At 70.9% G+C, this 6000-nt stretch carries 10 protein-coding genes; 4 read left to right on the forward strand and 6 right to left on the reverse strand.

Annotated elements, in window-relative coordinates; genetic code table 11:
- Positions 1-7: 7 nt before the first annotated feature.
- Entirely contained in the window at positions 8-916 is a 909-nt protein-coding gene (locus tag ACFYY7_RS03065; RefSeq protein WP_351264425.1) for a Gfo/Idh/MocA family oxidoreductase, read from the forward strand.
- A 28-nt stretch (positions 917-944) separates the two neighbouring features.
- Here ACFYY7_RS03065 and ACFYY7_RS03070 read toward each other — a convergent pair whose 3' ends face one another.
- Together ACFYY7_RS03070 and ACFYY7_RS03075 are read right to left on the reverse strand one after the other, a co-directional pair.
- Positions 945-1211 (reverse strand): hypothetical protein, encoded by a 267-nt coding sequence (locus ACFYY7_RS03070; RefSeq protein WP_388656275.1) that lies wholly within the window; start codon positions 1209-1211, stop codon positions 945-947.
- Complete coding sequence (locus ACFYY7_RS03075) at positions 1208-1669, reverse strand: MarR family transcriptional regulator (protein WP_388656278.1); 462 nt, start codon at positions 1667-1669, stop codon at positions 1208-1210. The genes ACFYY7_RS03070 and ACFYY7_RS03075 overlap by 4 nt, the downstream gene beginning before the upstream one ends.
- Before the next feature lie 92 nt (positions 1670-1761).
- Between ACFYY7_RS03075 and ACFYY7_RS03080 the strand changes: the two genes are divergently transcribed.
- Entirely contained in the window at positions 1762-2619 is an 858-nt protein-coding gene (locus ACFYY7_RS03080) for an alpha/beta fold hydrolase (RefSeq protein WP_388656281.1), read from the forward strand.
- 56 nt (positions 2620-2675) lie between these two features.
- Here the strand turns inward: ACFYY7_RS03080 and ACFYY7_RS03085 are convergent, their stop codons facing one another.
- Positions 2676-3035, reverse strand: coding sequence for an arsenate reductase family protein (locus ACFYY7_RS03085; RefSeq protein ID WP_388656284.1), 360 nt, complete (start codon positions 3033-3035; stop codon positions 2676-2678).
- Between the two features lie 120 nt (positions 3036-3155).
- Here ACFYY7_RS03085 and ACFYY7_RS03090 point away from each other — a divergent pair, with 120 nt between their 5' ends.
- Positions 3156-3425: a hypothetical protein gene (locus tag ACFYY7_RS03090; protein WP_317868344.1), complete on the forward strand. Its 270-nt coding sequence runs from the start codon at positions 3156-3158 to the stop codon at positions 3423-3425.
- 84 nt (positions 3426-3509) lie between these two features.
- Here ACFYY7_RS03090 and ACFYY7_RS03095 read toward each other — a convergent pair whose 3' ends face one another.
- Positions 3510-3944 carry a hypothetical protein gene (locus tag ACFYY7_RS03095; RefSeq protein WP_388656287.1) on the reverse strand — a complete coding sequence of 145 codons (435 nt, stop codon included), beginning with the start codon at positions 3942-3944 and terminating at the stop codon, positions 3510-3512.
- A 149-nt stretch (positions 3945-4093) separates the two neighbouring features.
- Here ACFYY7_RS03095 and ACFYY7_RS03100 point away from each other — a divergent pair, with 149 nt between their 5' ends.
- On the forward strand, positions 4094-4579 hold the full coding sequence (locus ACFYY7_RS03100) for a hypothetical protein (RefSeq protein WP_388656289.1): 486 nt from the start codon (positions 4094-4096) through the stop codon (positions 4577-4579).
- A 24-nt stretch (positions 4580-4603) separates the two neighbouring features.
- Here ACFYY7_RS03100 and ACFYY7_RS03105 read toward each other — a convergent pair whose 3' ends face one another.
- Entirely contained in the window at positions 4604-4939 is a 336-nt protein-coding gene (locus ACFYY7_RS03105) for a hypothetical protein (RefSeq protein ID WP_388656292.1), read from the reverse strand.
- Positions 4940-4975: 36 nt separating this feature from the next.
- The gene (locus ACFYY7_RS03110) at positions 4976-5125 is read right to left on the reverse strand and encodes a hypothetical protein (protein ID WP_388656295.1); all 150 of its coding nucleotides are present in this window, start codon (positions 5123-5125) and stop codon (positions 4976-4978) included.
- Positions 5126-6000 lie beyond the last annotated feature (875 nt).

Here is a 6000-nt window from a genome sequence, read left to right on the forward strand (position 1 = left end):
TGGCCCCATGACGACACTTCCCGCGACCCCTCTGCGCATCGGCCTCGTCGGAACCGGCCCCTGGGCCCGGAACACCCAGGCCCCCGCCCTCGCCGCCCACCCCGGCGTCGTACTGAGCGGTGTGTGGGGCCGCCGCCCCGAGGCCGCGCAGGAGCTGGCCGCCGCGCACGGCACCGAGGCGTACACCGGTGAGACGGGCATCGACGAGCTCTTCGCGGCCAGCGACGCCGTCGCGTTCGCCCTGCCGCCGGACGTCCAGGCCCCGCTCGCCGCCCGCGCCGCGGCCACCGGCCGTCATCTGCTGCTGGACAAACCGGTCGCGACCACCGTCGCGGGAGCCCGCGAGGTCGTCCGGGCGGCCGAGCAGACCGGGGTCGCCTCCGTCGTCTTCTGCACGCTGCGGTTCGCGGCCGACACCTCCGCCTGGATCGCCGAGCAGGCCGCCCTGGACGGCTGGTTCACCGCCCGCGCCGAGTGGATCGGCGCGCTGTTCGCCCCCGGCTCGACCAGCGAGTACGCCGCCTCGCAGTGGCGCCGCGACAAGGGCGGCCTGTGGGACGTCGGCCCGCACGCCCTGTCGGTCCTGATCCCGGTGCTGGGCGATGTGACCGAGTTGACGGCGGCCCGCGGCCCGGCCGACACCACCCACCTCGTCCTCCGCCACACCTCCGGCGCCTCCAGCACGGTGACGCTCGCACTGGGAGCACCCCTGGGCGCGGTCGCCACGGAGATCGAGCTCAGGGGCGAACAGGGGACGGCCGGCATGCCGCACGGGGGCGACGCGATCGGCTCGTTCCGGTCGGCGGTCGACGCGCTGATCCAGTCGGTGCGTACGGGGGACCCGCACCCGTGCGACGTACGGTTCGGGCTGCGCCTGACGGAGCTGCTGGCGGAGGCGGAGAAGCAACTGGCGTAGTACGGCGACGGCTCCGCCGCCGCGCCGGTCACATCAGCGTCCGGCGGAGCTCCGGCCAGGCCCCGGTCTCGGCCCGCAGGCCCGGATCCCGCACGCCTCTGCGAGGTTGAGCACCCGCGGCGAGCGCGAGCGCCTTGGCCTGCCGGGACCGGCCGACCAGCAGGAACCACCACCAGCGGGCCCGTTCCGCCCCGGATCCGGGCTGCCGGCGAACGGCCCACTGCTCCCGCTCACCGGGGTCGTCGGGCGGTCCGGGTTCGAGCCGGAGCGGTGCGCGAGGCGCTCCGATGGTCAAGGTACCGAAGTGACCGCCTCGTGCGCGGCGTACAGGAATCGCCGGACGGCGGCCGTCTCCGTCTCGTCGAAGTCGCGCAGCACCGTCACCGTGGTCTCGATCAGGGGCCCGAAGAACGCCCACCCCAGCTCCACCGCCCGCTCGTCGACCGCCAGCAGCACGCGTCGCCGGTCGCGCGGGTCGCGGGTGCGGGTGAGGTGGCCGAGCCGTTCCAGCCGGTCGATGACGGCGGTGGTGCCCGCGGAGTTGAGCCCGAGCTGCGTGCCGAGCCACCCGGCGGTGGCGTCCGTACCCGCCCGCTCCGCGTCCAGCAGACAGATCAGGGCGCGGACATCGGTGCTGTGCATGTGGTGAAGAGCCGCGAACTCGGCCTGGCGCAGCCCGAATTCGACGGTCACCTTGCGCAGCAGGTGCACGATCTCCAGCTCCGGTCCAGGTTCCGGACCCCGCTCGCCCATCGAAGCTCCTTCCGTCCCACCGAGCCCATTATCTCGCTGAGCGAGATAATATCCGGGAGCTGGCAGGAGCAGCCACGACCGGGGAGGCACCCATGACATCCACGTCGGCACCCACGTCGTTCCACGAGGCGTACGACGAGGTCCTGGCGGCCAACTGGCCCGCCGGAACGACGTACTCCCAGGTCACCACCCCGTACGGCACCACCCACGTCAACAGCTGCGGCCCCGGGGACGCCCCGCCCCTCGTGCTGCTGGCCGGCGGCGGCTCCACCTCCACCGTCTGGTACGCCCAGGCGGCCCACCTGGGCCGGGCACACCGAGTCCACGCCGTCGACCTGATCGGTGAGCCGGGCCGCAGCGTCGCGGGGGAGCGCCCGATCCGTACGGTGGCGGACCTGACGGCGTGGCTGGACGGTGTACTGGACGGACTGGGCGCCGACCGCACCGCGCTGGGCGGGCATTCCTACGGGGCCTGGATCGCTCTCCACCACGCCCTGCACGCACCCCACCGCGTCCGGAAGCTGGTCCTGGTGGACCCGACACAGTGCTTCGCCGGCTTCCGGCCCGGCTACCTCCTGCACGCCCTGCCGATGCTGATCCGGCCGAGCGCGAAGCGGACGAGAGTCTTCCTGGAGTGGGAGACGGGCGGCGCCGCGCTCGACCCGACCTGGCTGCGGCTGCGCGACGCGGCGGCCGGCTTCCCGTCCGCCCGCCCGGTCACCGGTCCCCGCCCCGCGCCCGGGGCGCTGCGCGGGCTGGACGTACCGACCCTGGTCCTGCTCGCCGGGCGCGGCCGGGCCCATGACCCGGACCGCGTCGCCGCCGAGGCGGCCCGGCTGCTCCCGGGGGTGACGACGGCGACGATCCCCGGAGCGACGCACCACACACTGCCGCTGCACGGCCCGACGGCCGCCGAACTGAACCGCAGGATCGCGGACTTCATCGGGTGACGGGCGTCGTGACAGGCCGTCGTGACGGGCCGTCGCGCGGACCTCGCGACGGACGCTCAGCGTCCGAGCGCGTCGCGTACCGCCTCGTCCGTGCGCCCCACGACGGCGGTCCCGTCGTCCGCGGTGATGATCGGCCGCTGGATGAGCTTCGGGTGCTCGGCGAGGGCCGAGATCCACCGCTCACGTGAACCGGCCTCGCGCGGCCACTCCTTGAGCCCCAGCTCCTTCGCGTCGGCCTCCTGCGTCCGTGTGATGTCCCACGGCTCCAGCCCGAGCCGGTCGAGCACGGCCCGGATCTCGTCCGGCGAGGGCACATCCTCCAGGTAGCGGCGGACGGTGTACTCGGCACCCTCCGCGTCGAGCAGCTGTACCGCGGTGCGGCACTTCGAACAGGCGGGATTGATCCAGATCTCCATGGGGCCAAAGGTACGCGAGGGACGGCCCGAAAGCCCTTCTGGCCAGCGCCGATTGTCAGTGCCGGGCAGTAAAATAAAGGCAGTTGGTGAGGGTTCCACGACCGTGCCAGGAGGTTGCCCATGGCCGTTGCCGCAGTCACGACCAAGCCGCTCGACAAGCCCCTGATGAAGAAGCCGCTTCCCGCGGGCCGGCCCCGCGAGTGGTACGTCACCCACAACCGCCGCCTGAAGGCCATGCGCCTGGCGATCGCCCTGCTCGACACGGGCGTCTACTACCCGTCGACCGCGACCAACGCCAAGATACGTACGACTGCCGAGCGCATCGGCATCCACCCGCCGTCCGACACCACCTGCCGCATGGTCCGCGCCCTGATCCGCTACGGCCGCTGACGTCCGGCGCACCCGATGACCGTGTCCCCGAGCCCTCCGCGGCCCGGGGACACGGTTATGTACAGGGGCAGCAATGGGCGGGGCTCAGAACCCGCCGCAGGTAGCCGTGGCGAAGGCCCCGGAGGCGGTGGCCGTCCGGACGGTCCCGTTGTCCACCGTCACCGCGCAGGCGACCTCCCCGCCCGTTGCCCCGAGGGTGACGGCGAACGAGCCGCCGCTCATGAAGCCCCTGGTCCGCGTCTCCCCGGCCCACGGCAGCGTCCGCAGGGTCAGTCGCGCGGTCGAGAGGTCGCCGTCGCGCCAGGTGGGATAGGTGACGGTGACGTCCTTGGCGGTGCCGGTGACCTCGTACGTGATCCGGAGCGGCCTCGTCCCCTCCCTGGACAACTCACCGGCGGCCACCTCGACGGCCACGGCACCGGCGCCGGCCAGTGCGAGCACGCTCACGAACAGCACCCAGGGCCACCGCCGCCGTCGCGGCATCCCCTCCGGGATGCCGCCCGGCCCCTGGTCGCTCATGCCCCCAGCCTCGTCCGCCCCGTACCGCACCGCGAGCCGACACCGCCCCTGCGCTCACCCGTCCGGCGTACACCGCATGCGGCCCGCGCCGCCGCCCCTTTGACTGAGGCGATGGGCGAAGGGGGGAGTGGCGAGTGCTGGGAGGAACGATGACGAGGAAAGCCGCGCGAGGTCTGTGGGCCGCACTGCTGACGACAGCCGTGATGTCGACCGCCGCAGCCTGCTCCGACGACGGCGGCAGCGCGTCCAGTACGGCCTCCAAGGCCGCGTCCGCCGCGGCGTCGGCGGCATCCCGGGGCGCCGAGGTGGTGGCCTCGGCGACGGCCGCCGCCGGCGAGAAGCTGAACAACTTCAAGAACGGCGTGAACGCCAAGAGCGACGTCGAGCTGGGCAAGCCGAGCACTGACGGCGACGGCCGCGCCACCGTGAAGGTCACCGTGAAGAACAGCGCCGACTCGAAGAAGTCGTACGCGGTGCAGGTCAACTTCCGTGACAGGAGCGGCAACCTGCTCGACACGGTGGTGGTGACGGTCGACGACGTCGGCGCCAAGGCGTCCAAGGACGCCACGGCCCGCAGCAACCGCAAGCTGTCAGGAGAGGTCGAGGCCGAGGTGGGACAGGCGCTGCGGCACTGACCGCACCGCGACAGCGCGCGACTGTCACGAGCCGTTGAAGGAATCCCCTGGCGTCAGATCCGGTGGCAGAACATTCACGATCACCGGAGCCGGGGCATCCGAAGGTGTGGGCACCTGGATGAGGAACGGGAAGAAAACGAGATCGCTTCCCGTATTCAGAATTCGCTGCGAAACCCGGTAGCAAACGACCTCGTCCGGATTGTCGATGAGTCTGTAGCACTGGAGCACCGAAGGCGCGACCCGGGAATTCTGCTGCGAGGCAACGGAACTGCTCGCTGATGTGCCCAAGATCCCGGCCGCCAGGAAGGAAGCCGCCGCTGCGACGCTGATGTTCCGCAAAGTTGTCTTCTTCATGTCCATCAGCTCAAAGGCTCGGGGGTGAAATGGGGTTCCCCGTCAGCGTGCTGAGGATTCAGCGGCCTCGGCATCATGGCTCGACGGGGACGGATTCTCGTACGACCAGAACTGCTCGTGGAACCAGAACTGGGCGTTGACAACCATCGTATCGTTCGGCCCGGTCTCTTGCTGGTCCATTTCGTGCGACACCAGCTCTCAACTCCCCAATCAGGACTGGTTGAATCCGGGAAATCTTTCGGTGCGACATCTTCAAGGAGAGCGCGCAAGCTTGGAGAGGAGGGATTCCAGGATTCCGCCTGGAGTTTCTGCTGTCGGTCCGGTCATTGCGTCGGCGTCACGTCAGCGTCACGCCGGATTCACGCCGTGGCCCTGGCCCGCTGCTCACGATCACACGTGAGCTGGACAGCAAGAAAGCGCAGTGCCGAAAGGGGAAAGCCGTGAGAGGAAAAGTCTTCCTGAGTTCTGCCGCGACGGTGGCGCTCGTCGGGGGTCTGGCTGTGACCGCTGTCGCGCCTGCTTCCGCTGCCCCGGCGCAGGCGTGTCGGGTAGTGGCAAACACCTTGTCGGGGGAGAACTTCGACCCCAACGCGACCTTCACCGTCTCCCCCGGGGGGATGACGCTGCGCCCTGGTGCTGACGGTCGTATAGGACCGTTCACTGTAACGGGCACAGGCAACTTCGCCGTAGGCTCTACGGCCTGCGCCGGAGGGGAATCAGCGACATCGGCCGGAGGCGCAGCCGCTGCTGCGGCTGCCGGAGCGAACGCGGCACGATCGGCGATAAGCAGTGGTGCCTCCCCGCAACAGGCGGCGGCGCAGAGCGCGGCGGCGGTGCAAGCCGCGGGGAGAAGCCTCGGTCTGTCGCAGACGGTGATAAACCAAGTTCAGACAATCAACAACAACAACCTGAACCAAATCATTGGTTCCACCGTCGGTGGCTCCGTCGTCGCGGGGACCGGCAACACGGCCCCTGCGGGTCAGCCGCCGGCCGGTCAGCCGCCTGCGGGTCAGCCGCCGGCCGGTCAGCCGCCTGCGGGTCAGCCGCCGGCCGGTCAGCCGCCTGCG

The sequence above is a fragment of the Streptomyces sp. NPDC001933 genome (assembly GCF_042890955.1).
GTDB lineage: Bacteria > Actinomycetota > Actinomycetes > Streptomycetales > Streptomycetaceae > Streptomyces.